Genomic DNA, 24,606 nt, shown 5'->3' with positions numbered 1-24,606 from the left:
AGAGAACTCCATGATCTACAAGCGCCGTGCCCGCTCTGCGTCCGGAGCCCACCACATGATCAAATCGGGCGAACGCGACTCTCCCCGGGGCCTTGCACGGTGCCCCTGCAACTCGGCCTGCTGTGTCTTAATGCGTCCAGCCTGTCCTGCACCAACGGGGTAGCAAAGAGCAGCAACGCACCGTCAACCCCACCAACGACAGTCGTCACCCAAGTAGCACCGGGCAGCTTCACGGCATAGAGCACCGGCGGACCGACAGTGAACATCAGCACAAAAAACAACGGGCCGAACAGCGCGACCCACCAACGCATCCCCCGCCATCGCATGTGCCTGATCATGCCGCAACGCAGGCGGCCTCGGACACCCAAGAGCGAAACGCCGCAGTCCTGCCCCTCAGCTCCGCTGTCCGGCCGTGATCACGATGGAAATGGGCTTTCGGCCCTGCTCGACGGCCAGGTGCAGCATGGAGGCCGACACCGCGGCACTGTGCGAAGAAGTCGCCAGCGTGCTCGAACCACTTGGCCTGCGGCTATCGGCGGCCAAGACGCGGATCGTGCACATGAGCGATGGATTCGACTTCCTGGGCTTCCGCATCCAGTGGAAACGCAAAGGAGGCACGAACAAGTGGCACGTCTACACCTTCATCGCCGACCGGCCCATCCGGTCTCTGAAGGCGAAGATCCGTGCCATCACGGGCAGGACATCACAGCAGGACCTCGCCACCGTGCTGAGAAGACTCACTCAGATCATGCGCGGTTGGGCCAACTACTTCAAGCACGCGGTCGCCAAGCATGTCTTCGACAGGCTCGACGCCTTCGTGTGGTGGCGTCTCATCCGCATGCTGCGGGAACGACACCGTTGGAGTTGGGGCGACGTCCGCCGTCGGTTCACCACCCCCACAGGTCGGTGGCTTCCGATCGCGGCGGACGGGATCGAGCTGTTCCGGATCGCATCGGTCACGGTCAGCCGTTACCGATACCGGGCCAGCACGATCCCCAAGCCTTGGCAGCCTGCGAACCCCGTCTGACGGCAGAGACCGTGGAGAGCCCGTTGCGTTGAGAGGCGCACGGCGGGTTCGGCGAGAGGTCCGGAGAAACGGACCGGGAGTAATCCCGGCACCGCGCTCCGGGCCTACTCAGCGACGCGGGCACGTTGAGTAATCAGTTGGGGTGACAGTCCCGGCTGGCTAGTGGCTTGTCACGCAGCCTTGGCCGGGTAATCGGTCCATGATCGGATCGGTGAGTCGGGCGCGAAGTTCGTCTTCGGTTCCGCGCGGGTGTTGCGCCAGCGGACGTAGGCGGCGATGGCGGCATTCTGTTCGTCGTGGCTGCGGTGGTCGGTGCCGTTGAGTGCGAAGTAGCGCAGGGCCGCGCACTCGGCCTCGATCCAGTTCAGCCAGGAGCCGTAGGTCGGCAGGAAGACGAGCTCGATGTCGTTGTCGGCCGCCCAGGTGCGGACCTTGGCGTGCTTGTGCGGGGAGAAGTTGTCCAGCACCACATACAACTTCTGCCCGGGCCAGCGGGCGCGCAGGGCCTTGAGGAGGTCGAGGAACTCGCGCCACCGCTTGCGCGGGCGAATGCGGTAGTACAGGCCGGTGGCCAGATCGAGGGCGGCGAGCATCTGCCGTACGCCGCCGTAGCGGTTGTAGGTGGCCCGCAGCCTGCGCGGACGCCTCACCGGGCCCCACGCCTTGCCCTTGCGGGGCATCAGGTTCAGCGGCCCGAACTCATCGACGCATATCACCCGTCCGTCGGCGGGCGGGGTGTCGTACAGCGCCAGGACGCAATGCATCTTGGCGATGAATTCCGGGTCGGTGGACGCCTTCCAGGTCGTGGTGGTCTTCCAAGAGACCTTGCCCGCGCGCAGGATCCGGCGCAGGGTCTCCCGGCAGATGGCCGCGGTTACCTTCAGTCTGATGAGGTGGTCTGCGAGCTTGCTCAGGCTCCAGGTGGAGAACCCAGTGATCTTCCAGTCGGCGGGGGACGTCCGGGCGATCAGGCAGATGCGCTCGCGCACCTCGTCACTGGTTGTCCGGGCGCGTCCCCCGCTCCATTTTGGGTCCGGAGCATCGCCCCCGCTCGTTGAGGGCGTGGATGACGTCGCGGACGTAGTCTCACTCCCCGGCCAGGAGTTGGACGGTGGGCAGCCGCCGGAGCGCCTGCGCCGACGCCGTCGCAGCCAGGGCCGCCAGCACCGCGCCCCCGGCAGCCGTCGCCGCGGCGGCGGCAAGCACCTGCGCCGGCAGCTGTCCAGTGATGGACCGCGTCAGGGCGAGTCCGGCCGCTGCGCCGACTGCCGAGCCGAGCAGCCCCACGCCCGTGGCCTCGGTGACCAGCAGTCGGATCAGCGACCCCTCGGGCCACCCGGAGGCCCGCAGCAGCGACAGCTCCGCCGCCCGTTCCTTGATCGCCACATAGGTCAGGTCGGCGATGCTCAGCGCGCCCAGGAGGGTGGTAGCGGCAGCGGCGAGCCGGTCGCTGCCGCGCACCTGCACGGTGATCGCGTCACCCAGGACGCTGCCCGCCACCGCGCCGTGGAAGGCGCCGCTGATCGCCTCCAGCAGCGTCAGGGACGCGATGCCGACGGCCAGGGCCGTCGCGCCGAGCAGCAGCCGCCCCGGCGCCCGGAACAGGTTCGCCACTGCGAGCGAGGTCACACCGCGCGGCGAGCGCGCCCGGCTGCGTACCAGCACCGCGGGCCGGAGCGACTGGGCGGGGTCGGCCCGCCCCGCACGCCAGGCGGGCGGCAGACCGGCGACCAGGGTGACCGCCAGCGCCGCGGGCAGCGCGAGCAGGGTGTCGACGGTGTTCAGTTGGATGTCCAGCAGCCGGGCCAGGGGCAGTGCGGCGAGCGTCCCGACGGCCCCGGCGCCCATCCCGATCGCCAGGGTCTCAGCCAGCAGCAGCCCCCGGATATGCCGGGCCGGCCATCCCAGGGCGGCGCAGATGCCCAGCTCATGACGGCGGGCGGCGGCCGACGCGCCGGCCGCGTTGGCCACGAACAGCGCGCACACCGTGAGCAGCAGGCCGAGCAGCAGCAGCGACTTGCGGTCCACTGCCGCGAGCACGGCCACCGCCACGCCCTTCTTCACCCACGGCTGTGCCAGCGCCAGCGCCGGACGCCCGTGGTCGTTGCCGGGCAGATCGATCCGCACTCCAGTGGCGGAGGACCCCGCGGTGATGTCCACCATGAGGCCCGTGGCCGCGCGGATCCGCTCGGCGACCAGCCGTACCCGCTCGCGCGACACCGGGTCGGCCGTCACCTGGCCGGAGACGCGGACCCGGACGGCGCTGATGGGCGCCTTACCGTCCTCGGGGGTGAAGCCGGAGTAGCCGGCGTGGAAGAGGGGCAACGCGTCGAGCGTGGTGATCATCGTGGCCGACCGGCCGATGAGGCCGGACGGGTAGCCCGTCGGCAGCATCGCCCGGCCGCCCAGCGCCTTGCGCGAGGCGTCGTCCGCCCCCGTCGCGGCGGCTGGGGCGTACACGTCCATCGGCGCCGCCGCCAGCGTCCGGGCGACCGACAGCCGACTCGGGTCGAACTCACCGACGACCTGCGCCGAGACGGCCTTGGTCACCAGGCCACCATGGTCGTCGAACTCCAGCGAGCCGCCATCGTGTGGCGTCAGGGCACGCCACTCGTCACCGCCGGCGAGCAGCGGAACGCCGTGCACAGTGATCCCGCTGGGCTCCGAATCCCAGTAGTCGCGGTTCCGCTGCCGCATCGGGGCCAGGGCGCCGTTGGGGCCGGTGGCCCAGGCCTCGGAGGCCGTGGTCCCTACCGGAGACAGCATCCGGTCCACATACGGTCCGCTGGTCAGCTGCCGGATCAGCTTTCCGTGGACATCGGCCACGTCCATGTCGCGTTCCTGGAGCACCGTGCCGCGAGTGGCACGCCAGGTATCGAACAGCTGGTCCTGCATGGTGCCGGCCTCGACCTGACGGGCGGCCGAGGCGGGCAGTCGGCTGACCGTCAGATGGAGCTGTTCGTCGTTGTCCGGCCTGTCGGCCAGCAGTATCGGCAGTTGGGTGAGGGAGAGCTTCCTGTCGTCCTGCCGCTCGCCGGGCCGGACGACGTCCTCGAACTGGTCCATAGTGATGGTGGAGGCATGGGGTTTGTCCGCTTCGGACAGGCCCCGGCCGGACACCACGGAGCGGTCCAGGCCGACCAGCTTGTTCTCCTGGTCCGGGTCCACGGCCACGATCAGGTAGGGGTACGGCCACCCGATCGAGACATACGGGTACGTGTCCTGGCTCGTCCAGTCGCTCGGGACCTGACTGCCGGCCGTTTTGGCGGTGGCCGTCGACCAGCACACGAGATCCTGCCGGTTGTCGGGCATGAACGGGGACGCGTCGCGGGGGTAGTCCTGCCAGGCAGGGCAGATGCGCGTGCGTCGGCCGTCCGGACCCACCAGTTGTGGAGCGTAGCGTCCCGCACCGTCGGCTCCCGTGTAGGCCGACCATGGGAGCAGCTTGTGGTCCGTGGCGTACACGTAGATCGGGCCGTCCGTCATCCGGGACAGTCCCCGGTCCCCGGTCCATGTCTGGTCGATGCGCAGCACCTGCGGGCTGCCGTCCCCGGAGGTGAGCGCGGTGGACAGGTCCAGCGGGATCTGGAGGGTGGGCATGGTGTAGCCGATGACCGCCACCGGTGCCGCGACCGCCACGTCCGGGATCTGCTCGATCCTGTGCCACTGCTGGAGCGTGATGCCGCCGTTGATGCTGTCGGTGCTTCCTGTCTGCACCAGGTTCTGGCTGCGTTCGAGCGCCTGGGTCTGCCCGGCGGGACGGACGAGGATGTCGTACACCGGGCGGTAGTTGGAGCGCACCGTCCCCGTCACCGCCAGCCGGCTCGTGCTCGTCGACCCGGTGAGCAGCGTGAAGCACAGGGTGGCCGCCAGCACCGCCGAGACCAGCGCGGCCGTCCGGCCCTTGCGGAATGCCAGATGCGCCAGTACGACTCGCAGCACGCTCAGTCCCCCTCGGGCATCATGCGGCCGTCCAACAGCCGGATGCGCCGCTCGCACAGCGCGGCCAGGACCGGGTCGTGCGTGCTGATGACCACGGTGATGCCCTGCTCCTCGCGCATCCTCATCAGCAGCTCGACGATCTCCTTGCCGGTGCCCTGGTCCAGGTTGCCCGTCGGCTCGTCGGCGAGCAACAGCCCCGGGGCGCCCACCAACGCTCGGGCGATGGCCACCCGCTGCTGCTGGCCGCCCGAAAGGCGCGAGGGCAGCGATCCCTCGCGCCCCTCCAGCCCTACGGCTGCCAGCAGTTGCCGTGCCCGCGCCACCCGGTCGAACGGTAGGTTGCGGTACGGCAGCAGCGGTGCACACACGTTGTCCAGCGACGTCAACGCCGGCAGCAGGTGAAACCGCTGGTAGACGAAGCCCGTCCGGCGCCGGTGCGCGGCCAGCACCCGTGGCGAAGCCCCCGACAGATCGACACCCCTGACGGTCAGCGTGCCGCCGTCCGGCCGTTCGAGCCCACCGAGCATGTGCAGCAGCGTCGACTTCCCGGACCCGCTCGGCCCTGTCAGCGCCACCAACTCACCCGGCACGAGGGACAGATCCACCCCGTCCACCGCCACCAGCCGCCCACCGTCGACGCCGCCCCGGACGAACTCCTTGGTCAGGCCACGAACCTCGACCTCCGGCGCGCCGTCACGCTGCTCCCACTTCGGCCCCCCGATCACCGCCGCACCACCACGCGCATCGCCACAGCAGCTGTCAGCCTCCCCCCGTCAGAGCGCCCACTGAAGACTGTGGGAGCGCTCCCGTAACCATTGATCCGTCAAATCACTGCTGCGTCAAGGGTTGAGAGCGCATGGAAACCCGATGCACGGCCTCACATCGGCCCGAGGCCGCGGCCCTGCTCGCCACGTTGGCCGGGCCTGATCGAAAGTTCGACGCGGCTGTCATCGGCTGGGTGAACGCGCCTTCTGTGGCAGTCGGTTCGTGGCCATGCCCGGATCTACCAATGCGGCGTCGAGGGAAGCCATGGGCATCACCATCAGCTACGAACACGCAACGAGGACCGCGGCCTGCTCGGCGAAGCTGCCGGCCGCCCGGCGGGCGCGGGTGATCAAGATGTCCCGCACATCCTCACCAGCGGTGGACGCTGACCACATAGCCGCCGCCGTCGCGTCCCAGCCAGCCAGGTCCGGCCATCACCGTGGGCCGGGAGCGTCCGCACTCGACCGGGGTGGAGTCGATGATCCAGTGGTTGTCGAAACAGAAGTCGGTGTCTGTCGCAATGGAGTTCGGGCAGGGAGTCGACCCACAGGCGCAGGGTTTCACTGATGTAGTTGGCGCCCAGGTGATCTGCCGGTCTACGACCACATCTTCCATCTGATCGAAGGCGGGTAACGGGGTAACAGGAGTGAGGCTGTAGCAGCTGCCGCAGACCGGCCCCTGCAGGTTCGGGCCCAGACATCGGCCTCACCCTTCGGCGGGGAACCGACGATCGCCGTCCTGGAGGTCGGCCTCGGCCTGCCCTGGCCCGGCCCCAATGACGGCGAACCCGTGCAACTCGGCGACCTGCCGGTCGACCGATGTGGCATGGTCCTCGGCGACGCTCAGGCGCTGGACGACTTCACTGGCCTGGACGGACAGTCCACCGACGGCCTGGCGGACGTCACCTACTGGGGCAAGTACGAAGACACCGTCCATGCGCAGTTCGGCGGTGACCGCATCTCGCAGCACCCCAGCGGACACGGGCCGCGCGGCTGGCTCGACCTCCCCCTGGCCGAGGCCGAAGCGGTCGCCGAACGGCTCCGGATCTGGACCCAGGAAGGCCCCGGCAACGGGCTGATGGTCTCCGTCGACGCCCACACCGACTTCCACCGATTCAACCGAGCTGGCTGGCGCCACCCACTGCTGGCGGGTGTCATCGACCTCGGCGGCTGCCCAGCGCTCGGTCTGGGCTGGGATCCCGGGGACCACTCCATGCGCCACCACGGAGAGCGGGCCCACGGACAGGTCTACCCCGCCACCCTCGAAGCCCGCGCAGGCGAAGCGGTACTGCGCTGGACCATCCCGCCGTACGACCCTGACCTGTGAAGCGCACCCTGGCGTGAAAGGTGCCCGGAGAACCCAGTTGAGCCGGACGGTTCAGCCCGGCACACTCGCCCGATGAGCCACAGCACACAGCCGGGCCGCTGGGACGGGCCCTGGTACCGGGTTCGCACTGAGCACTTCGAAGCCGCTTTCCTGCCGAACTCCGGCGAGGATCTGGAGTCTGTGGACAATGTCGACGTCTTCGTGGACCTGAAGGACGGATCCCGCTGGAGCGCGACCATCATCACCCTCGGACAAGTCGAGGTCATCATGGCGAGATGGGCCGACAGCGGGGAAGCCCTGGGAGGCCGCTACTTCTGGTGCCCGGACGGTCTCATCGTCCGCGATCCCGGCATCAGCAACATGACCCAGGTCCTCACCGGGCTGATCGAGTCCGACGAGTTCACGCAGATCCTTCACCGCCTCGACGTCTGACCCGGGGCCGTCCGGGCCGCGACGGCCTGCCAGTTGAAACGACCCAGCAGCCCCAGGCCCTCAGTCGTAGATCGGGAAGGAAGCCTGGAACGCCAGACGCTCGTCGGCCGCGTCGCCGATGTCGGCGAGAACCCCGTCGAGCGCGATGAACTCTTCCCATGCCGCCCGGCCAGTCGCTTTGGCCAGCCGATCCACGACGATATCTTCCAGGTCGGGAACACGCTTGTTCTTCCAGATCTTGTCGGCGAGGCTGACCAGCAGGTCGTCCAGGCCGACCCGCGCGTCCACCCATGACGCGTGAGTCGCGGCCTAGCGCGCCAGCTCCGGGCTGATGCCGTGGCCGAGCAGAAGAGCCTGCCCGACCTCCTCGTGCGCCGATCCGGGCCCGGAGAGCTCGGCGAGGTGCACCGTCTTTCATACGTCGTGCGTGGCCGCCCCGAAGAGCACCGCCTCGCGGTCGAAGACCACGGCGGGGTAGCACTGTTCCACCCAGTCGACCAGCTGGTGCGCGACGTCATGGACAGCGCGCAGGTGGGCCGCCAGCCGCGGCGGACTTCCCAACTCCGACAGAAGCTCTGCGACACGATCCGGCAGAGGGAGCATGGGCGGGCTGACGGTGCCGCTCATGGCTCTCGACAAGTGGGTGTTGGTCATCACCGCGTCAGGGTACTGACAGCGGCCCCCTCTTGCGTCCGTAAGAGCACCCAGCGAACAATCGTGATCTTGGCAGGTCGGGAGGATCGACCTGCACTGACGGCGTCTCATTTAGGGCGTCCGGTGATCTGTGCGCTGAGCGAGGGCTTACCGTACGCTCCGGGCATGAGTGAACGCATCGGCTACGCGAGATGCAGCCTGGACAAGCAGGACCTCACCGCCCAGTGCGAGATCCTCCTTGGCCTGGACGTCCCTGAGGACCGGATCTACCTTGACCACGGACTGACCGGAACCAACCGCGACCGGCCCGGCCTGGCCCAGGCCCTCGCGGCCGTGCGCGCCGGCGACACCCTCGTCGTCCCGAAGCTCGACCGCCCCGCACGCTCGGTACCCGACGCCCGCGACATCGGTGACTCGCTCACCGCCCGCGGCGTCAAGCTCTCGCTCAGCGGCACCCTCTACGACCCCGCCGACCCAATGGGCAAGATGTTCTTCAACATCCTGGCTGCCTTCGCCGAGTTCGAGGTCGACCTGCTGCGCATGCGCACCCGCGAAGGCATGGCGGTAGCGCGGGCCAAGGGCAAACTCAAGGGGAAGCAGCCAAAACTCACCGCCCGCCAGCAGAGCCACCTGGTCCAGCAGCACGAGTCCGGCGAGCACACAATCGCCGACCTCGCCGAGCTCTTCTCCGTTAGCCGCGCCACCGTCTACCGCGTCCTTGAACGCCACCAGAACGCGCCCGCGCCGTCGACCCCCTGCGGGCAGTGACGTGCTGCCCTACGTCTACCAGGTCACCAAGTACGACCCCGCCGACCGCGATCAGCACGGCCACTACATTGGCGCCGAGCCCGCAAACAGCGACCACGGACCGGTCGAAGCCGCCTACCTGCAGGCCATCGCCGCCTTCGCAGAGGACACCGACGTCGAACAGCTGACCATCCGCGAGCCGCAGATCGGAGGCTTCGCCCACTTCGGCCTGGAGCCACCGGTCGACGGCTATGGCCTGGCCGACCTCTTCCCCGCCGGCCCCGCCGGGTTCCACGACGGTGCGCTCGTGCCGATCGCCGCCGGCCTGGAACTCGTCCGGGCCATGCTCCGAGACAACGGCGCCTGGTGCCGCCTTGAGACGGAGGGAGCGTTCACGGTGCACGTCGGCTGGGACCAGTACCTCTACATCGGCAGCAGCCACCCCTGCGACGCGGCGCTGACCCGCACCCGCTCGCTCGGCCTGTTCCCCGAGCGCCTGGACGCGTCGCCGTACGACTTCGCCCCCGACGACCCCGCGTACGTGCAGCGCCCGGCCGACGCCGACTTCTGGGCCCGCCTGCATTGGGCGGTCAGCGCCCACCGCGCCACGTACCTGGAAGAGACCTACGCCGCGAACGCCTCCCGCTGGCACCGCCTCACCCGCGACAACATCGAGGCGGTGCGCGCCCAGCTCACCCCTCACGCACAGCTGGCGGTCTGGCCGGACCTGCTCACCGATGTCGACGCGGCCATGAGCTCTCTGCCCGAGGTGGGCTTGGTGGAAGTCCTCTGGGAGGACGAGGACGGGCGGATCACCAGCGTGGTCGTGGACGAGACCCAATTCGAGGCAGTGACCTCCCAGATCACCGGCGCGTGTACTGCTGGCGTTGTATCCCTGGCTACCGATGAGCGGCACCCACTGTTCACTGCTGTGCTGCCGGACAGTGATGGGGTTCTCCGCGCACGCTGGCAGACCGAGCCAACGCCCAGCGACCGGGACTGGGCGTTCCTGAAGACCCTGCGGCGCGGCCAGGTCGTCACCGGCACGGTGACGACCATCGCCAGCTTCGGCGTCACCTTCGTGGACATCGGCGGCTTCACCGCGATGATCAACATTCCGGAGCTGTCCTGGCGGCCGATCGACCACCCGTCCGACGTCGTCAGCGTCGGCCAGCAGATCACAGCCGAGGTCCTCGACGTCGACATGGTCCGGGAACGGGTGCCGCTGTCGCTCCGAGCAGTGCAGGAAGACCCGTGGCCGCAGGTAGCGCAGCGGATCGGGCAGGTGGTCACCGGACTGGTCACCAAGATCGTGCCGTTCGGCGTCTTCGTACGCATCGAAGACCGAGAGGACGGCTTCGAAGGACTCGTGCACGCTAGCGAGTTGGATGAATCGACCAGAGGTGTCGTCGAGGTTGGCGACGCCCTTACCGTGAAGATCATCGATGTCGATCTCGCCCGGCGTCGCATCGCCTTGTCTCAGACGCAGGCCCGCACACCCCGCCATCAGGGAGATCGCCATTCCTGACGAAACGGGTGCCCACACGGCCAACACCCTCGAACCCGCCTGGTGGACAGAGGACCCTGAGCGCTGGGACCTCCTGCAGTTCGAAGCGGCCCACGACGAGGCTGGCCTGCCCCTGGACCGGTGGTGGAAGGACCGCAGGGACGTCCTGGACGCGCTCATCCTCACCCCGGGGCCGGTCGACCACGACTTCGCCCGCTTCCTGCTGGACCAGGAGATGCGGTTCCACCGCCACTGCTGGGGCTTCAGCCACACCATCGAGGCCGCCGCGCTCCTGCTCGCCGAGCACCGCCGACCCGATGACATCTGGCGCCTGTGGCAGGCGATCACCACCAGCTTCGACACCTGGTGCGGTCTGCCCCACCGGCTCTTGTTCGCCGGGGGAGGAACGACCGGCACGATCGCCTATGTCGTCGGCTCCGGCCACGAACAACAGGACAACCTACTGGGACACCTTCAGGAACTCGCCGAGGTGACCGACGACGAAGTCACCACGCTCCTCGCGCAACGCCGCCGCTACTACGCCGACGTCCTCCGCGAGCCGGGCACGGCCCCGGAGTCCGGCGATGGCTGAGGAGCAGACGGCGACGCCCCCATGCCAGCTCCGGGCGATATCGCCGCCTGGCTCGCGGCAGTCATCATGGACCGGTGACGACGTGGATGCGCTGCTACTGGGACGAGGAAGCCACCTGGTTCTACTTCGAGGTCGATGCCGAAGGCTGGGTGACCCGGCAGGTCGAGCTCCACGGTTCTGAGCTGGCCCCGATCGTAGCTGCCTCCCTGGAAGAGTGGCAGCGAGCCCAGCAGGCAGGTGACCTGGCCGAGTACGAGAAGAAGTACGGAGTCACCGCAGAACTCCCTGTGTCGCAGTGGGAGAACTACGAACCTGACCAGCTGACCTCGCAAGAGTTCGAGGAAGTCTGGGATGCTGCCCGTCGGGAGATCGCAGGCCGCTGACCCCGAGCTCGGGTCGATACTCTGTCGGGCTTATGGAACAGCTGCCCGTGAGCGTCGATCGCGACATCGTGAACCACCGGATCATCTTCGCCATCAAGGCGATCCGTGAGACACGCGCCTGCACCCTCCACGAGGCGCTGGACGTCTTCGCCGAACGCTACGAAGAGCTCCGCCAGGATCGCCCGGACGACTTCACGGTGTCACGCGAGGACTACGGCCGGGGCTTCTACTCCTAACCCGGGGGAGAACGCGGGCAGCCATGACAACAGATCGTCAGATCGGGCACGGAGAGCTACTTGTCACTTCGCGGCAGATTCGGGAGCGCAGGGCCTTATAGACGAGCTTGTACGACGCTGTCGTCGCCGCCGCGGTTTCGCTGGGCGTGCTACTGGTGGGTGAAGCAGTACTGCCCGTCGGCACTCTCGTCCCGGGTGTCTTGGGGGCGTGGGCTGATGGCTTTGCCTCCGGCTTGTCATCTGCACTGCCGTTGCCGAGGACAGCAAGGATGACGGCGTTGATCACGCCGAAGACGCCACCGCCGACAGTCGTTATGACGCCCACGATAAGAGTGATCTCGCTACCTTCGCTTAGGCCGCTGAACCAGTTTCGGGCTCGGCGTGCGCCTGACCGCTGCGGTGGGACGGGGGCTGGCCCTGATCCCGAGCCCGAGTCAGGCATGTTCGGGCTGTTGTTCTGAGACGGCGGCGCCGAGGACAAGTAACCCCCCAACGACAAATCGGTTATTGGACGCTGCACGAGCACGACCACGGTGGGCGGTTTACGTGGCCATGCAGCTCTCGCTGTTGTGCGCGTCGACGAGGCCAGCGGGGAGGGGTTGTGTGCGGGAAGCGTGAGCAGGACCGTCCAGCTCAGGTCGGGACGATAGCCTGCCCGTGTGACGAAGAAGACCCTGTTAGCAGGCGTCCTGCTGGCCGCCGTATGTGCGGGAGCCGGCGCCGCCGCGTACGCCGTCTTCGCCGAGGACACGTCCGTCTCCGTGCACACGGAACCGGTGAGGAGCCGCGCGGACTACATCGAGATGTGGAAGGCGGACCTGGCCAAGTCCGGCAAGGAACTGCCCGCGGACGTCGACTCGATGACCACGCAGGAGATCCTCGACGAGTGGGGCAAGGAACTCGGGAAGCACGCTCAGCCGGGGTGATCCGGTCCGCGCCGTGGACCGAGGACGGGCATGACGGAGGGGCCCGCGTCGACGCGGGCCCCTCCAGCCCTTCCTGATCGTCCGGTTCTGACGATCCAGCCGGCTCAGTCGGTTCAGCTGATGCTGTTGGCGGTGCTTATCGTGTTGGCGGCCTTCGAGTCGTGCTCGGAGGAAAACTGTTTGCGGCCCGCCGCGGAGTCCTCGTGGTGGCTGATGGTGCCGATGATGCGCGGGTCCCCGGTGTTCTTGTTCTCGATCCACGGACCGCCGGAGGAACCGTGGCCCATGTCGCAGTCCATCGACATGCGGTCGTCCAGCGGGTTCCAGGGCCCTGCGTCCACGGTTTCGCCGTAGCAGAACATCATCCGCTCGGCGTTGAATTCCGGGCGCTTGTAGCCCTCGCCGGGGTAGCCCGCGGCAAAGACCTCAGCGTGGTCGGTGAGGCCCGCGGTGAAGGTATAACCGAACGCGCCCACGCGGTCCTGGAGCTTGCCCCAGGTGGGGTGGTCATTGAGGACCACGGCGGCGTAGTCGGCGTCGTACGTCCAGCCAGTGTCCATCCACTTGTCGTTGACGACCTTCGACTTGATGGTCCAGGACCCGTAGGGGCCGCTGCCGTCGCGGTAGCCGGGGATGAACGACGTCATGGTGTTCCAGCCGGCTGCGCCGGAGCCATCGCGCTGTTGGACGCAGTGCCCGGCGGTCCACAGGGTGTTCCGGTTCTTGGAGACGATGACCGCGGCCGAGCAAGAGTGGTCGGAGCCGTCGGGATGCTTGAAGAACAGGCGGCCCACCAAGGAGTACTGCGGTGCCGTGGTGTACGGGACCTCCTGCGAGACGGATATCTTGGGGGCTCGGCGATCGCGGGCAGCGGCAGGTTCCACGGCATGCCGAATGACTTGACGTCCCAGCCATTGGCGCGAGCCCGGTCCGCGGACGCGCTGATCCGGCCGATCGTGCTGTTGGCGGCCTGCATCTTGTTGACGTCGCCGCGCTGGTAGTAAGCCGCTGAATCCTTCGCCGCCCGGTAGATGAAGTTGAACACCTGACCGAGGCTGAAGGTGGCCAGAGCGTCCGTCAGCGTGGTGCGCGTGCCGTCGCCATGCTTCATCTCCAGCCAGCGGGTCGACCCTAAGTGGTCGGCTCCGGAAGTCCTTCGGGGGTTGATCAGGCTGCCAGAGCGGCGGAGGATTCCTCGTGGTGATCGGTGGTGTGCCGGTCGAGCCTGGCCAGCAGATCGTCCAGGTCGGAGGTGGTGAACCTCCACTGGAACGGCTGTGCCGTGGCGTTGTAGCGGTCTTCGAAAGCTCGGAGCCGGTCCCCGACCTGGGCCAGGCCGGGGAAGTCGTTGGGCGAGACGACCTTGCGCTGCACGACGGAGAAGTAGATCTCCACCTGGTTGCCACGGTGGGAGGAGCCGTTGTCGACGATCCAGAACACGCGCTTGGCGCTGGCGTACGGCTCCTTGCTCATCACCTGGGTGACCAGGTTCATGAACGGGTCGATGCCGGTGCGCGCTTCGGTGCGGCCGAACACGCGGACGCGGTGGACGTCGTAGGCGGCGAGGTAGGCCAGGGCGCCGCCGCGTCCGTAGGCGTGGTTGACCCGCATCGCCCGGGCCTGGCCGGGGGCGAGGGTGGGGTGGCAGCGGCAGCGGGCCTGGATGGAGGTCTTCTCGTCGGCGCTGATGACGTACTCGTCCGCGCCGAGCCGTGTGCCGTTCCAGGTGCGGGCGTACAGGTCCAGCACGCGCTCGGCCTTGGCGCGGAAGCCAGGGTCGGTGATGAAGATCCAGGAGCGGTGCTGGACCGCTCCGTCGCCTTCACCACCGCACTGGCCAGGGCTTGAGGGCGTCCCGCGTCAGCCAGCGGCGCACGGTGGAGGCCGACAGGAAAGGCGCGACGCCGCGCTCGACCGCCTCGCGGGCCGGCTCCGGGCATGACCAGCGGGACAGCGGCACGCCGGTCTCGGCGGGCAACTGGCAGGCCAGCGCCGCGACCTGAGGGTTCCGCAGTGCGGTGAAGGAGGGCGGGCGGCCGGTGCGCTTGCGGTCCGCTAGGCCGGGCAGCCTCTTCTCAGCGAAGCGGCCCCGCCACCTGCGCACGGTGTCTACGTGCACACCGACCCGCTCCGCGATTCGAGCGTTGGCCAGCCCACGTGCCGCGTGCAGGACGATTTGTGCGCGCAGGCGCAGCCGGAACTCGGTCTTGTGGCCCCAGGCCATCTTCGTCAGCCGGTACCGCTCGCTGGCCGCCAGGGCTATCGGGCATGCGGTGGCAACGGGCACGGGCACCTCTCGACCGCTGGTCGTGGCCTGGCAGAACTACCTATGAGGCCGCGCAGATAGGCACGATGGTGGGTCCCGATAGCAAAGCAGGCACAGGTCTTGGCGATCATGGAGTTGCGACGCTCTGTGATCACCGGGGAGACCTGTGCCTGTACTGCCATCATGGCTGACCGAACCGCTCTGGGGCCAATTCGCCGCTCTGCTGCCCGAGCGGCCGGAGTACCACCCGGACCATCCGCTGGGCTGCCACCGCCCGCGGATCGGCGACCGGATCGTCTTCGACAAGCTGCTGCAGCTCCTGCGCTTCGGCTGCTCCTACCAGGCGATCGCCGACACGACCTGCTCGGCCACGACGATCCGCAACCGCCGCGACGAGTGGATCCGGCTCGGCATCTTCGCCCGGCTCAAACAGATCGCACTGGAGTCCTATGACCGCATCGTCGGCCTCGTCCTCGACCAGATCGCCGTCGACGGCTCCATCACCAAAGCCCCCGGCGGCGGCGAGGCCGCCGGGCGCTCACCAGTCGACCGCGGCAAACAGGGCCTGAAACGCTCGGGAATGACGGACGGTTACGGCATTCCGTTGGGCCGCGTGCTGGCCGGAGCTAACCGTCACGACTCCCCGCTGCTCGCCCCGACCCTGGACCGCCTGGACGACCTGGGACCGCTGCCCGACGACATCACCGTCCACCTGGACGCCGGCTACGACTCCGACAAGACCCGCACTCTGCTCGACGAACGCGGCCTGCACGGCCGCATCGCACACAAGGGCGAGAAGGCACCGATCCAGGCAAGCCAGAGGTGGCACGTGGAGCGCACCCATGCCTGGCAGAACGCATTCCATCGCCTCGCCCACTGCTTCGAGCGCCGGGCCACCGTCATCGACGCCTTCTTCGATCTCGCCGACACCATCATCACCGTACGTAGCCTGATCCGTCAGGCATGGACGACCCACCGCTGGGACGAACGCCCGAACCGCCGCCCATGAGCACACGCCTACCTACGCGACCTCTTATTCGACCTTGCGGATGCCATCATCACCGTGCGTAGCACCCTCCACCGCGCTTGGACCACCCACCGCTGGGACGACCGCCCCACCCGACGACCATGACCCACACCTGTCTGCGCGAGTGCTAAGGCGGCCTGGTTCTCGGCGGAAGAGGTGAGGCCGACGCCCCGTCCGGCCCCAGAACCGTGCGCTGCTCGCGCTCGTCGCCCTCGCGGCGATCGTCCTCACCGCGCTCGCGGTCGACGCCGGCGACGAGCTCACCGAGCACCAGGCCCGCGTCCTGTGCGCCGCGATGAAGGCCGTCGAGCACGTCGCGATCGCCTACGGCGCCGCACTGGCCGCCCAGGACACGCCGCTCACGCTGGTCGTGAAGGCGTTGATGCCCCTGCCCAGGTAGCGCCCGTCCGCATGCACGGGCGGCGCGGCGGCCGGAGTCTGATGATGTGGACTTCCCCGTCGACGTCGACGGGGAAGTCGCCCTCGCCGAGCTCGTCCCGACCCTGCCGGTCGGGGTGGGTTGGCGGTACGAGATGAAGTTATGGACAGGGTTTAAAGCTGTTGTTGTCCATGTTTGAGACAGCTGGGTCCCGCGGTGTTGGAGGAATCGCGAGATGCATGGCGTCGGAGACCGGATGGTCGGAATGATCTTGACAGTTGTGCAGCGGACAGGATTCCACACATGTGTCTGCTTCGGAACGGACCTCGGTTGACGGGGAATTCCGTACCTGCCTCGCGCTCCTATGCCGAAATCGCAACCGCACAGATCTCGGCCAGCATGGGATGCCGTGTCTTCCTCTGGCACACTTCCCGCAGCCGTACGAGGGGGGAACACATGAGTGAGCAGGATGTCGACGCGCGGGTCGAGGAGCTGACCCGGGGGTTGCGACGGATGGCCGCGGGACTGCTGGAGGCGGCGGCCGGGCATCCGGATGCCGTACGGGCGCGGGAGTTGTCGGCGGCGGCCCGGGTGCTGACGAACGATGTGCTGGCACGCCTGGACGCGGAAGCCGTCGAGGATTCCCCGGCGCACCGCAACGAGCCCGAGGTGCAGGACGCCGTACCGCTGGCGAAGAGCGCGGTCTCCGAGTCCGGGACGGCGCTCGACGAGCTGGTGGAGCTGTATCTGCCGGACTACGCGCGGCGCCTGGACGAGGACCCGGTGATGTTCGACCCGGACCTGCCCTACGAGCGGTGGAACTCTCTGCACCGGGTCCGGTACGGGCGCGGCAATCCTTTCGAGAACGCGCCGATGTGGAACGACGCCGTGCCCAGCCGGGGGAAGGCGGTGGTGCGCGCCATGACCTCCAAGGCGGAGGTGCTGCGCCGCCTGCACCACAGCTACGTGATCCGGCGGGACCTGGACAGCCCGGAGGGAGAGCTGGCGGTTCAGGTGCTGGAGGGATGCAAGGCGATCCGTCGCTGCCGCGCGATCGACGACGGCGACTTCGTCGACAAGTCGGATCTGGCGCTGAAGCTGGAGGCCCTGCAGTGGCGCGCCCTGGTGATCGCCGCCGGTCGCGGCGAGTACGCCCGTGCCCAACTCCTCACCCAGCTGCGACAGCTGGGGGTGCTGGCCGCCGCGGTCCTGGAGCTGGATACCGCGTTCCGGCAGCGCAACAGCAACCCCTCCCTGGGTGCCCAGATCGCCGGGGCCGCGCACGGTGTGAAGGCGGTGCTCCAGCACTGGCCGCCGAAGGTCGAGACAGCCGCTACAGAATCAGGTCATACGACGCTGTGACGCCCGGACACACCAGCACCTTCCACCCCGCTCACAGCTCACTGCAGCTCCCGGCCAGTGCAATGCATCCCGCCATCTCCCTTGATCGACATGTCAGGTTCAGTCAGCCATGATGGCAGTGCAGGCACAGGTCTCCCAGTGATCACAGAGCGTCGCAACTCCATGATCGCTAGGTCCTGTGCCTGTTCTACTCCCGGGGTGGCCCAGCACGCCTATCTGCGCGAGTTCTATTTCTGCGAGAGATATGCGTCGACATGTGCCTGCAGGGCGCCGTGCGGCGGCGGAGCGGCCCGGTCCACGCAGTCGGTCCTCGAGGGGAGACGGGGGACCGGGCGCCCGATGTTCGACTCAGGCGCCGCCTTTCAGGCGTGCCCAGGGACGGCGACGCGAAGATCGAGGAGCTGTTGCGTATGCACGGGCACGTGGTCTTCGGCGAGGCCATCGATGAGGCTTGCCAGCGGAATCGGCTGGTCCAGCACGAGTGCGTCATTGGACAGGAGGAGCGACGGCACCGGAACCGAGGCGGCTACCTCGTTGAGCTGATCGGCGATGTCGCACAGGACCGTGGCCTGGCTCCGGACATGATCAATCAGGTCCGCCCGGCCTGAGTGCTCGGTGATGATCCGGTCAAGATTCCAGGTGTCGAGGGAGATCCGGTTGTCGAAGGTGGGCCGCGAGCCGGCGACGACGCCCAGAGCAACCGCTGCGATCGAGGCGTCGACGCTGAGGAGATGGGCCAATATCTGGTCGGCGTTCCATCCTCCATCGTCCGCGTCGCCGAGGTCTGGGATGGCCGCCGCGTCGAGCAACCTTTCGTAGGCGCTGCGAAGTACGGTCGTGTCCATAGCGTGCTTCCCTTCAGTCGGGGCGTGTCGAACTCCAATCCCGCTCCGCTGCCTCAGCGACGCGTTTGATGTTCGCCAACCGCCGGTCCCAGTCGGCCGCGAGCGAGGCCATCCACCGTGCCGTCGTGTCCAGCGCGGCGGGCCGCACCGCGTACCGCACCTCGCGCCCGATCCGGCTGCCGGAAACCAGCCCGGCGGCGTCCAGAACGGCGAGGTGCTTGACCACCGCCTGCCGCGAGACGGGAAGGTGTTCGGCCAGCGCCGTCGCGGTGGCCTCGCCCTGTGCGGCGAGCAGGTCAAGCAGTTGACGTCGCGTCGGGTCGGCAAGCGCACCGAGGACGCTGTCGACGACCTCGGCGGCGCCGGGAGGTTCTTCCGTCACGTGGAGGGCTGTTCGGCGCGCGTCTTGAGCGCGTCGAGCTCCAGGGGCCAGCCTTTGCTGTGGTCCTTCAGATTCTGACTGCGCAGCTCCTCGGACCCGGCCAGCGCCGCGAACCCGCTCTCGACGACGCGCAGCCGCGTCTGGTCGCCTTCCGGGGCCAACGTGAACTCCACGAGGGTGCTGTTGTCCTCGCGCAGCTCTTCTCCAGGGAACGCGCTGGTCCAGCGGTACGCCAGGTACGTGGGCGGCTCAACCTTCTCCACGCGCACCGGAAAGTCACCGTGCTCGGCGTTCTTCGCCATCATCGACTCGCCTTCCCGGGCCACGGTGCCGGGCAGGCTCGCCTTGTCGGCCACCCAGAACCCAGGTTGGGCCACCAGCGACCAGACCCGCTCCAGGGGTGCCGCGATCAGGGTTTCGCGTTCGATCCGGTCCTCGCTCATGAGGGGACTCCTCTGCCATTGCCATTGAGTGCAACTTCAGAGTTGCACATCGAATCTTCAGGTGCAACCCAAGGGTTGCACCTAGGCGCTCATCGTTGGTTGGTGATGATGGATGGGGGCTGGGTGAGGGCCGTGGGGCTGCTCAAAGACCGTAATGACCGCATCCCACCAGCGGTCGGCGCGCCTGCGCACCTCGGCCACGAAACCAACCGCCGCGTCAACCCCCGAAAGACTTCCGGAGCCAACCACTAAGCATTACGAGGGGGCTTCCCGGGCGGAGGCGGTGCCGGAGCCGAACATGCCGTCCCTTGATCTGTCGGCCCGGTGAAGGCGCCGCGGCTGAACGACAAGCGCGTCGACGAGGCCACGGGCGAGCGCAAGCGGTTCTCGTCCGCGATTCTGCCGCCGTGGTGCCGCAAGTCCCCGAAGATCAGTGAGGATCCCTGAGGTGCGTTCACTCGGATGGCCCGTGTGCGGAGACGAGCCGACAGGTGTCCTCGACTCTGGAATCCCGGGTGTCGCCTGACGCCCTCGCACCGGAGGAGTGGCATGCGAATATCCTGCAAGTCGCGCGGCAACTTGAACATCGTCCGTTGGGGGGCGGCATTTCTGGCAGTTTCAGGAACCACCGCCGTCCTGGCAGCCGTAACGGCGCAGGCCGGTGGGACGAGCGGTGACCCCGGCAGGGAGAAGCCCACCATCGTGCTCGTGCACGGAGCATTCGCCGACGGGTCCAGTTGGAACGCAGTGGTGCAGCGCCTGCAGCAGGACGGCTATCAGGTCATTGCCCCGCCCAACACGCTGCGCGGCATACCCCAGGACTCGACGTACCTGAACAGTCTCCTGAAGACCATCAAGGGGCCGATCGTCCTCGTCGGACACTCCTACGGCGGCGAAGTGATCTCGCAGGCGGCCGCTGGGCTCGACAACGTCAAGGCGCTGGTGTACGTCAACGCGATCATGCCGGACAAGGGGGAGTCGTTCGCCAGCCTCTCCAGCAAGTTCCCGGCCGCTCCGATCACTCAGGCGTTCAAGCAGGTGCCGTTCCGCAACGGCGACGGCACCACGGGCACCGACGTGTATATCCAGCCTGCCAAGCTCCACGCGGCCTTCGCCCAGGACCTCTCCCAGCAGCAGGCGTCCGTCATGGAATCGACGCAGCGCCCGATTGCGCAATCGGCGTTCACCGACAAGCTCACCGCAGCGGCCTGGCGGGACAAGCCGGTCTACGTGCTCGTCGGCAGGCAGGACCGGGCCATCGACCCGAGCCTCGAGCGGTACCAGGCCAAGCGCGCACGCGCGCGCAAGACGGTGGAGATCAACTCCTCACACGTGTCCCTGGTCTCCCATCCCCAGGCGGTCACGGATCTCATCGTGAGCGCGGCCCGCGACTCCGGTCACCAGTAGGCGAACGCCGACGAGATCCGGGACACCCCGCAGGAGTGTGTAGCTCAGCGGCTCGGTGAGTCTGGCGGTGTCCTGATTATCGACGAGGCAGGCTAAAGAAAATGACGAATCTGGTTACTTCAGTGGATCCTGAAGCGGTGGTCGGGGAATGGTGGTGAGGGCGGGTTCACCAAGGGCGAGGAACGGGAAGCTGCTAACGTATTCAATCGAGATCGGCCTGGCCAGTCTGCTGAGCTACTGGGCGGCCACTGGAATTTGGTCGAGCGCTCATCGGCCATACGAGGATGGACAACTCGGCGGCATGTGGGCTGCGATTTCTACGATTTTCGTGGTCCGGGAATGCAAAAGTAAGAGTTTAACCGCGGCGATCGCCCGCATGTCGGCGACGCTCATCAGCTTCGTACTCTGTCTGGTTTACCTCGCGTTCTTGCCCTTCCACGCGTGGGGCCTCGCTCTGCTCGTGGCCTTGAGCGTCCTGGTGCCCGGGCTAGTCGGACGGCCGGGCGACGAAGTGACCGCAGCCATCACCACCACGGTCGTCATGGTCGTCGCAGGACTGAACGCGCACGCGGCCTGGAAACAACCGCTGCTACGTTTGGCGGACACCTCCATCGGCGTAACCGCAGGAATTGTCACACTGGTCATCGTGAGTCAGATCGGCAAGTGGACAGGCAGGGGCCGCATCTCTCAACCGGATCGATCAGCCACAAGCCGGGCCGACTGATCCCTCGCGCTTTCACGAGGTGCGCCGGTCGAGCGCGGAATCAATAGCTCGGGAAGGACTCCCGGCCCGCAACTCCGGCGCGGATGCTCCTCGCGTCGCCCGCCCTTCGGCCCGGTCTGCGGGGGCGGAGGCAGCACCGGGCGCCCACTGTTCATCGGACAGATCCGACGGATACCCGCCGGCGCTGCTCATCCCAGACTCAACGACTCCCACAGCCGCAGGGCACGGCGGATCGCAAACACGGTGTCAGGCTCGGCCGTGGACTGCCTTTTGGAGCGCGCTGCCCGCAGCGGTGCCGTCGGGGACTACACGATTGGACGCAACAGAGGTGCGGAATGAAGCTCCCCGATTGACTCTGGGATCTGGGGAAGGAGACGCCGTGAGCATCCAGGCTAAATGCTGGACTTCACAGAAAGCGGTCGGAATTAGGGCATGACTGACGCCGCTAGGCCAACTATCAGCGGCATTCACTATTTTTGCCACGCCCATCTCGATGGCAATCGAGAATTGGAAGACCGCCGTAGCGCGCAGTGACGAGGATCGGTCGCGGTCTCAGAATCTTCGAGTTAAGGCGTGCTCACATATGACGGACAGCGCGCCAGCTGTCTCGGTCTGTTCTACGTCGAGCTCGCCGGCCAGGGCCGCGATGACCGCTGGAACCAGCAACACGAAGGGAAGCGCATCAACATGGCGAATTCAGCACTCAAGAAGGTCCTCATCACGGGAGCGGGTACCGGCTTCGGGTATGAAGCCGCCATGCGTCTAGCGGAAAAGGGTTTCGCCGTGATCGCCGCGGTGGAGATCTATGCCCAGGTCCAGACACTGAAGCGGCAGGCGGCCGAGCGAGGGGTAAGCCTACAGGTCGAAAAGCTCGATGTGACCAACGACGGTGATCGTCGCAAAGCTCTCAACTGGGGGGTGGAGATCCTCGTGAACAACGCAGGAGTCGGCGAAGGCGGCTCAACGGTTGACATTCCTGCACCGAACATCCGGCACCAGTTCGAGGTCAACGTCACCGGACCGCTGCTCCTCACTCAGGGGATCGCCAAGCAGATGGTCAAGCGCGGCGCCGGAAGAATCGTTTGGGTCTCATCCCGAGAGGGCCTGAACGTCAACCCCTTCACCGGCATCTACTCCGCCTCCAAGCACGCGGTCGAGGCGATCGCCGAAACCATGGCCTACGAGCTGCAAGAGCACAACATCGAAGTCGCCACGGTCAACCCGGGGCCGTACCTGACTGGCTTCAACGACCGGATGTTCCAGACCTGGGAGAGCTGGGAGGACGACCCGTCTGAGCGGCTTTTTGACTACTCCAAGCTCGCCTTCCCCCGAGCGCAGTTCGATCCTGAGGCGGTCTATGCGACGTTGACGTCCGTCGCTGCCGGAGAGGTCGACAGTTTCCGCAATCTGGAGCCCACGTCGATGCTCGAAGAGACCAAGCGTCTCCAGCAGGTTCCCTGGGAGCGCAAGGTCACGGATGGCCTCGGGACCCGTCATCAGGCCATCCAGCACTCCTACGAGATGCAGCCTGAGACTCCCGTCGCCGGCTGACCGCTTCCCCGATTGGGAGCCCACTGACGTGCTGCGTCGCCCCGCAATTTGACCTGGGGAGGGCAGCAGCCTTGATCTGCATGACTCATGGTGGACAACATCAGGCGAGCTGAATCAAACAGCATCCCATCAGGGGGGCGGGGCCCTCAGCCGTCTACGCGGTCCCGTGCAGGCCGCTGCGTACAGGCTGATGGAGACGGTCTCGCAGACCGGGCAGCGACGGGCCATCTAGGACGTGACCTGGGTGGTGTCGGGGGCCTCCCCCAGGTGCCCGTGCCGAGCACCGCGACTACGGGCCTTCCCTGCCCGGACGACGGCGTCCGGTTCGCTTCGCTCATCGTCGCGCCTCCATGCGCTCGGCGCGCCGCGCACCGCGACGGTCGGCGTGCATGGCAGTGGTGTCGACCGCCGCCCGGTACCGGGGATTCAGGCGTCCTGGCCGATCCAGACGGTCTTGGCGTTCATGAACTCCCGCATGCCGAGGTCGGACAGCTCGCGCCCGTAGCCGCTGCGTTTGACGCCACCGAAGGGGATCTCGGGGTAGCTGGTCGTGTTGCCGTTGATGAAGGCCATGCCCGACTGCACATCGCGGACGAACAGTTCGCGTTCGGCCTCGTCCTCGCTCCACAGGTTCGACCCGAGGCCGTAGGGGTGGCCGTTGGCCTCCCGCAGGGCCTCCTCCAGGGAGGGGACCGTCCACACCTGCGCCACGGGGCCGAAGACTTCCTCGTGGTACATCCGCATCTCCGGCGTGATGCCGGTCAGCACGGTGGGCGGATAGAACCAGCCGGGCCCGTCCGGGCGTTCGCCGCCCAGCAGCACCGTCGCGCCCTTGCTGACGGCGTCGTCGGCGTAGGACTCCACCTCCCGTCGGCCGGACTCGGTGGCCAGCGGGCCGAGGTCGGTGCCCTCGTCCATCGGGTCGCCCACCACCAGCGCGCCCATCTTCGCCACGAACATCTCGATGAACGCGTCACTGATGTCCTGGTGCACGAAGAACCGCTTGCCGTTGATGCACGACTGCCCGTTGTTCAGGCACCGCGCCTTGACCGCAACATCGGCGCATCCTTCGGGAAGGCGACCTGGCCGCCATCGTCAGCAGGTCGCGTCGCTTGGGGCGTGCACGCTTTGTGTCATAGCTGTGACGTTGATGGAGGCGCTCTTTGCAAGGGTGTTGACCTCGCAACCATCCACCGTCACCCGTGACACTCCGGTTTCATGTCGCGCTGTACGTAGTGACCCCGGGCGGGGTCAGGCGCCTGCACTCCGGGGGGAGGCTCGCGGGCGCCAACGTGCAGGGGCAGACCAGCTCCCCCCGTGGCAGGTCTGCCCCTGCTCGAAAGGCCGGCCTGGGCGCCCACCGCGTGGCAGGGCGCCCAGGCCTTCTTCGGCGGGTGGAGTGACAAGGGGCCGCTCTTCAGCTCGCGGCAGCCTGCCGGTGCAGCCGCCCGGACCGGTCTACCCATCCCTGCGCTTTGTCGCGGCCGGCGGCGGGAACTGAGTGCGGGCCTTCTTCTCTGCGGAGGCGGGCTGGCCGTAGGGATCCCACCCCGTGACCACATCGATGGAGGCCTTGCCGCCGATCAGTTACGGCAGCTGTAGATAGCCCTGCCTGCGTTCATTGCGGCTGGTCAGCTACGTGATGGGGGCGGGTGCGGGCACGAGGACGGCTGCCCCGATCAT

At 67.5% G+C, this 24,606-nt stretch carries 24 protein-coding genes and 3 pseudogenes; 15 read left to right on the top strand and 12 right to left on the bottom strand.

From position 1 onward, the window contains the following. Nucleotides 1-463 precede the first annotated feature (463 nt). Entirely contained in the window at nucleotides 464-1,027 is a 564-nt protein-coding gene (locus tag ACIQFZ_RS40035; protein WP_402693599.1) for a group II intron maturase-specific domain-containing protein, read from the top strand. A 170-nt stretch (nucleotides 1,028-1,197) separates the two neighbouring features. Here ACIQFZ_RS40035 and ACIQFZ_RS40030 read toward each other — a convergent pair whose 3' ends face one another. The 4 genes and pseudogenes from ACIQFZ_RS40030 to ACIQFZ_RS40015 form a co-directional block, all read right to left on the bottom strand. Next, entirely contained in the window at nucleotides 1,198-2,229 is a 1,032-nt protein-coding gene (locus tag ACIQFZ_RS40030; protein WP_402693598.1) for an IS630 family transposase, read from the bottom strand. After that, nucleotides 2,114-4,969, bottom strand: a complete 2,856-nt coding sequence (locus tag ACIQFZ_RS40025) for an FtsX-like permease family protein (protein ID WP_402693597.1) — start codon at nucleotides 4,967-4,969, stop codon at nucleotides 2,114-2,116. The genes ACIQFZ_RS40030 and ACIQFZ_RS40025 overlap by 116 nt, the downstream gene beginning before the upstream one ends. A gap of 2 nt (nucleotides 4,970-4,971) precedes the next feature. Continuing rightward, nucleotides 4,972-5,694: an ABC transporter ATP-binding protein gene (locus ACIQFZ_RS40020; RefSeq protein ID WP_402693596.1), complete on the bottom strand. Its 723-nt coding sequence runs from the start codon at nucleotides 5,692-5,694 to the stop codon at nucleotides 4,972-4,974. A gap of 453 nt (nucleotides 5,695-6,147) precedes the next feature. Next, a pseudogene (locus ACIQFZ_RS40015) lies at nucleotides 6,148-6,259 on the bottom strand (IS982 family transposase); the annotation flags it as partial. Nucleotides 6,260-6,523: 264 nt separating this feature from the next. Here ACIQFZ_RS40015 and ACIQFZ_RS40010 point away from each other — a divergent pair. Both ACIQFZ_RS40010 and ACIQFZ_RS40005 read left to right on the top strand, forming a co-directional pair. Further along, nucleotides 6,524-7,060, top strand: a complete 537-nt coding sequence (locus ACIQFZ_RS40010) for a hypothetical protein (protein ID WP_402693595.1) — start codon at nucleotides 6,524-6,526, stop codon at nucleotides 7,058-7,060. Nucleotides 7,061-7,132: 72 nt separating this feature from the next. Then, the gene (locus ACIQFZ_RS40005) at nucleotides 7,133-7,492 is read left to right on the top strand and encodes a hypothetical protein (protein WP_402693594.1); all 360 of its coding nucleotides are present in this window, start codon (nucleotides 7,133-7,135) and stop codon (nucleotides 7,490-7,492) included. 60 nt (nucleotides 7,493-7,552) lie between these two features. On the opposite strand, the pseudogene ACIQFZ_RS40000 reads toward ACIQFZ_RS40005, so the two are convergent. Then, nucleotides 7,553-8,146: pseudogene (locus ACIQFZ_RS40000) on the bottom strand (phosphohydrolase). Nucleotides 8,147-8,311: 165 nt separating this feature from the next. Between ACIQFZ_RS40000 and ACIQFZ_RS39995 the strand changes: the two are divergent. The 6 genes from ACIQFZ_RS39995 to ACIQFZ_RS39970 all read left to right on the top strand — a co-directional run bounded on the left by ACIQFZ_RS39995 (nucleotide 8,312) and on the right by ACIQFZ_RS39970 (nucleotide 12,537). Further along, nucleotides 8,312-8,914 (top strand): recombinase family protein, encoded by a 603-nt coding sequence (locus ACIQFZ_RS39995; protein WP_402693593.1) that lies wholly within the window; start codon nucleotides 8,312-8,314, stop codon nucleotides 8,912-8,914. Next, nucleotides 8,865-10,421 carry a S1 RNA-binding domain-containing protein gene (locus tag ACIQFZ_RS39990; RefSeq protein ID WP_402693592.1) on the top strand — a complete coding sequence of 519 codons (1,557 nt, stop codon included), beginning with the start codon at nucleotides 8,865-8,867 and terminating at the stop codon, nucleotides 10,419-10,421. Before ACIQFZ_RS39995 ends, ACIQFZ_RS39990 begins: the two co-directional genes overlap by 50 nt. Beyond that, entirely contained in the window at nucleotides 10,339-10,992 is a 654-nt protein-coding gene (locus tag ACIQFZ_RS39985; protein ID WP_402693591.1) for a hypothetical protein, read from the top strand. Before ACIQFZ_RS39990 ends, ACIQFZ_RS39985 begins: the two co-directional genes overlap by 83 nt. A 74-nt stretch (nucleotides 10,993-11,066) precedes the next feature. Next, nucleotides 11,067-11,375, top strand: coding sequence for a hypothetical protein (locus ACIQFZ_RS39980; RefSeq protein ID WP_384323133.1), 309 nt, complete (start codon nucleotides 11,067-11,069; stop codon nucleotides 11,373-11,375). Nucleotides 11,376-11,422: 47 nt separating this feature from the next. Beyond that, on the top strand, nucleotides 11,423-11,611 hold the full coding sequence (locus ACIQFZ_RS39975; RefSeq protein WP_402693590.1) for a hypothetical protein: 189 nt from the start codon (nucleotides 11,423-11,425) through the stop codon (nucleotides 11,609-11,611). A 659-nt stretch (nucleotides 11,612-12,270) separates the two neighbouring features. After that, on the top strand, nucleotides 12,271-12,537 hold the full coding sequence (locus tag ACIQFZ_RS39970; RefSeq protein WP_402693589.1) for a hypothetical protein: 267 nt from the start codon (nucleotides 12,271-12,273) through the stop codon (nucleotides 12,535-12,537). 113 nt (nucleotides 12,538-12,650) lie between these two features. Here the strand turns inward: ACIQFZ_RS39970 and ACIQFZ_RS39965 are convergent, their stop codons facing one another. From ACIQFZ_RS39965 to ACIQFZ_RS39955, 3 genes are all read right to left on the bottom strand, one after another. Then, a complete protein-coding gene (locus tag ACIQFZ_RS39965) occupies nucleotides 12,651-13,421 on the bottom strand; it encodes a trypsin-like serine peptidase (protein WP_402693588.1) in 771 nt (256 codons plus the stop codon). 283 nt (nucleotides 13,422-13,704) lie between these two features. Continuing rightward, nucleotides 13,705-14,286 (bottom strand): hypothetical protein, encoded by a 582-nt coding sequence (locus ACIQFZ_RS39960; protein WP_402693587.1) that lies wholly within the window; start codon nucleotides 14,284-14,286, stop codon nucleotides 13,705-13,707. Nucleotides 14,287-14,359: 73 nt separating this feature from the next. Further along, entirely contained in the window at nucleotides 14,360-14,824 is a 465-nt protein-coding gene (locus ACIQFZ_RS39955) for a helix-turn-helix domain-containing protein (protein ID WP_402693586.1), read from the bottom strand. Between the two features lie 145 nt (nucleotides 14,825-14,969). Between ACIQFZ_RS39955 and ACIQFZ_RS39950 the strand changes: the two genes are divergently transcribed. Together ACIQFZ_RS39950 and ACIQFZ_RS39945 are read left to right on the top strand one after the other, a co-directional pair. Beyond that, complete coding sequence (locus ACIQFZ_RS39950; protein WP_402693585.1) at nucleotides 14,970-15,812, top strand: IS5 family transposase; 843 nt, start codon at nucleotides 14,970-14,972, stop codon at nucleotides 15,810-15,812. Between the two features lie 853 nt (nucleotides 15,813-16,665). Continuing rightward, complete coding sequence (locus tag ACIQFZ_RS39945) at nucleotides 16,666-17,571, top strand: hypothetical protein (protein WP_402693584.1); 906 nt, start codon at nucleotides 16,666-16,668, stop codon at nucleotides 17,569-17,571. Nucleotides 17,572-17,933: 362 nt separating this feature from the next. On the opposite strand, the gene ACIQFZ_RS39940 is transcribed toward ACIQFZ_RS39945, so the two are convergent. From ACIQFZ_RS39940 to ACIQFZ_RS39930, 3 genes are read right to left on the bottom strand one after another with little or no spacing between them, the layout of a single operon-like run. Further along, nucleotides 17,934-18,416 carry a hypothetical protein gene (locus ACIQFZ_RS39940; RefSeq protein WP_402693583.1) on the bottom strand — a complete coding sequence of 161 codons (483 nt, stop codon included), beginning with the start codon at nucleotides 18,414-18,416 and terminating at the stop codon, nucleotides 17,934-17,936. Nucleotides 18,417-18,429: 13 nt separating this feature from the next. After that, nucleotides 18,430-18,798, bottom strand: a complete 369-nt coding sequence (locus ACIQFZ_RS39935; protein ID WP_402693582.1) for an ArsR/SmtB family transcription factor — start codon at nucleotides 18,796-18,798, stop codon at nucleotides 18,430-18,432. Continuing rightward, on the bottom strand, nucleotides 18,795-19,241 hold the full coding sequence (locus ACIQFZ_RS39930; RefSeq protein ID WP_402693581.1) for an SRPBCC domain-containing protein: 447 nt from the start codon (nucleotides 19,239-19,241) through the stop codon (nucleotides 18,795-18,797). The genes ACIQFZ_RS39935 and ACIQFZ_RS39930 overlap by 4 nt, the downstream gene beginning before the upstream one ends. A 324-nt stretch (nucleotides 19,242-19,565) precedes the next feature. Between ACIQFZ_RS39930 and ACIQFZ_RS39925 the strand changes: the two genes are divergently transcribed. The 4 genes from ACIQFZ_RS39925 to ACIQFZ_RS39910 all read left to right on the top strand — a co-directional run bounded on the left by ACIQFZ_RS39925 (nucleotide 19,566) and on the right by ACIQFZ_RS39910 (nucleotide 22,923). After that, complete coding sequence (locus tag ACIQFZ_RS39925; protein ID WP_365778306.1) at nucleotides 19,566-19,688, top strand: hypothetical protein; 123 nt, start codon at nucleotides 19,566-19,568, stop codon at nucleotides 19,686-19,688. Between the two features lie 102 nt (nucleotides 19,689-19,790). Continuing rightward, on the top strand, nucleotides 19,791-20,648 hold the full coding sequence (locus ACIQFZ_RS39920; RefSeq protein ID WP_402693580.1) for an alpha/beta fold hydrolase: 858 nt from the start codon (nucleotides 19,791-19,793) through the stop codon (nucleotides 20,646-20,648). 301 nt (nucleotides 20,649-20,949) lie between these two features. After that, nucleotides 20,950-21,372: an FUSC family protein gene (locus tag ACIQFZ_RS39915; RefSeq protein ID WP_383063659.1), complete on the top strand. Its 423-nt coding sequence runs from the start codon at nucleotides 20,950-20,952 to the stop codon at nucleotides 21,370-21,372. Nucleotides 21,373-22,059: 687 nt separating this feature from the next. After that, nucleotides 22,060-22,923 carry an SDR family oxidoreductase gene (locus ACIQFZ_RS39910; protein ID WP_402693600.1) on the top strand — a complete coding sequence of 288 codons (864 nt, stop codon included), beginning with the start codon at nucleotides 22,060-22,062 and terminating at the stop codon, nucleotides 22,921-22,923. A gap of 426 nt (nucleotides 22,924-23,349) precedes the next feature. Here the strand turns inward: ACIQFZ_RS39910 and ACIQFZ_RS39905 are convergent. Continuing rightward, nucleotides 23,350-23,985 (bottom strand): annotated as a pseudogene (locus ACIQFZ_RS39905) (aldehyde dehydrogenase family protein); the annotation flags it as partial. Nucleotides 23,986-24,606: the final 621 nt, after the last annotated feature.

The sequence above is a fragment of the Streptomyces sp. NPDC093064 genome (assembly GCF_044754605.1).
In the GTDB taxonomy this organism is placed as follows: domain Bacteria; phylum Actinomycetota; class Actinomycetes; order Streptomycetales; family Streptomycetaceae; genus Streptomyces.
This window is presented reverse-complemented; position numbering and strand designations above follow the sequence as displayed.